Origin of the sequence: Psychrobacter sp. Ps6 (genome assembly GCF_022129235.1) — a bacterium.
Classification (GTDB): domain Bacteria; phylum Pseudomonadota; class Gammaproteobacteria; order Pseudomonadales; family Moraxellaceae; genus Psychrobacter.
On record NZ_JADQAI010000080.1, the window covers coordinates 1 to 2060 of the forward strand.

A 2060-nucleotide genomic window follows, 5' to 3' on the forward strand; every position below is an offset into this window, starting at 1 on the left:
AAAGAGAGTAAACAAGGTACCCACAGAAAGACCTGCAACGATAACAATACCAATACTAAAGCGCGATGCAGCACCTGCTCCAGATGCATAAAGTAGCGGGATTAGACCTGCAATCATTGCCGCTGTTGTCATTAAGATTGGACGAAGACGAATTCGAGCCGCTTCAATAACAGCATCCATACGGGATTTTTTATTGTTAAGTTGTTCTTCTTTGGCAACTTCACAAATCAAAATACCGTGTTTACTGATCAAGCCGATTAAGGTGATAAGTCCGACTTGCGAGTAGATGTTCATGGTTGCGGCTCCCCATGCAAGGGAAATTAATGCACCACAAATTGCAAGAGGAACAGTAATCAGAATAACCAACGGATCGCGTAGTGATTCAAATTGGATTGCTAACACTAAGAAGATGATCGCCAAAGCCAATAAGAACGTAAAGTAAAGTGCATTACCTTCAGTTACAAACTGACGAGCTTCACCCATGAAGTTATATTGGTAACCTGATGGAAGAACGGTTTGAGCTGTACTTTCAAACCAATTAATCGCATCACCCATTGCAACCCCTGGAGCTAACGCAGCGCTGATAGTTGCTGAGTTTAACTGGTTAAAGGTTGGTAATGAGCGTGGTTCTGAAATAACGCTTATTGTTACTAGGCTACTTAGTGGAATAGAGTCTCCGTTAGCAGCTCGAACATAGTAGTTCTTTAGATTCTCTGGGTTTAAACGGTATTTACGTTCAACTTGTGGGATCACTTCATAAGAGCGACCATTTAAGTCGATACGGTTGACATAACCATCAGCCATCATGGTACTAAGTGTTTGACCAATGTTTTGCATGGTGATGCCATAAGCGCCCGCTTTATCCTTATCAATCTTAATCTTCATCGTTGCTGAATCAAAATTAAGGTCGAGGTCGGAATAAACAATTTGTGGATTCTCTTTCACCTTAGTTAAGAAAGTACTCGCTACTTGGAATAAACTTTCAAAGTTATTTGGTGTAGTGATAACAAACTGCATTGGAAGGCCAGAACCTGCACCTGGCAATGGTGGCATCTGGAATGCCGTTACTGCCATTTGTGGAACATCTTTTACTAAGCCTGTTACACGTTTTGCAATTTGAGCCTGACTCGCTTTACGTTCACTCCATGGTACTAAAGATGCAATACCAAAAGCTTGGTTCGATGTCATTACCCCAGAGAAGATCATGGAGAAAGCCACTTCAGGTTGATCCGTTAATACATGGTTAACCTGATCCATGGTGTTTTGAATGTAATCTAAGTTCACATTCGATGGTGCGTTTGCCATTAGTACAACCACACCGTTATCTTCTGCTGGAGCGAGTTCACTTGGGATGAACTTAAACATTAACGGTAAGCTAACGAAAACTAAAACCGCAAAGCCAATGACTACAGGACGCATAGTCATTAAGCCGTGCAGAATCTTTTCATAACGAACAGTAATACGCTCTAGAGTGTTATGAACAACTTGTTCAAACTTGCTTGGCGTTTTATCTGCTTTAAGCATTTTTGAACACATCATTGGTGATAGGGTCAGAGCCACAATACCAGAGATGAATACAGTACCCGCTAGGGTAAGAGCAAACTCTTTAAATAGGGTACCAGTTAAACCACCCATTAGTGCGATCGGAGCGTATACCGCACCTAAGGTTAGAGTCATAGCAATAACCGGAACGGCAATTTCTCGAGTACCAATGATCGCCGCTCGGAACGGTGATTCGCCTTCTTTTATATGGCGGTCAACGTTTTCGAGTACAACGATGGCGTCATCCACCACCAGACCGATGGCGAGAACCATGGCCAGTAAGGTTAACAAGTTCCATGAGAAACCTAGCGCTTGCATCACCATCGCTACACCAATCAGTGAGAGTGGGATGGTCACAATAGGAATCATTACGGCACGAATTGAACCCAAGAATAAAGTAATAACAACCAGTACGATTACGGCCGCTTCAACGATAGTTTTAATTACTTCGTGAATTGACTCGTTAATAGCAATAGTTGAGTCGTACATGATGTTCATCTTGATAGTACTTGGCATAT

General features: G+C 42.2%; 1 protein-coding gene. It reads right to left on the reverse strand.

The window, feature by feature from the left end; translation table 11 throughout:
- Positions 1-2058 (reverse strand): efflux RND transporter permease subunit (locus tag I3255_RS13870; RefSeq protein ID WP_238039329.1); only part of this gene is annotated, 2058 nt, incomplete at its 3' end.
- Positions 2059-2060 lie beyond the last annotated feature (2 nt).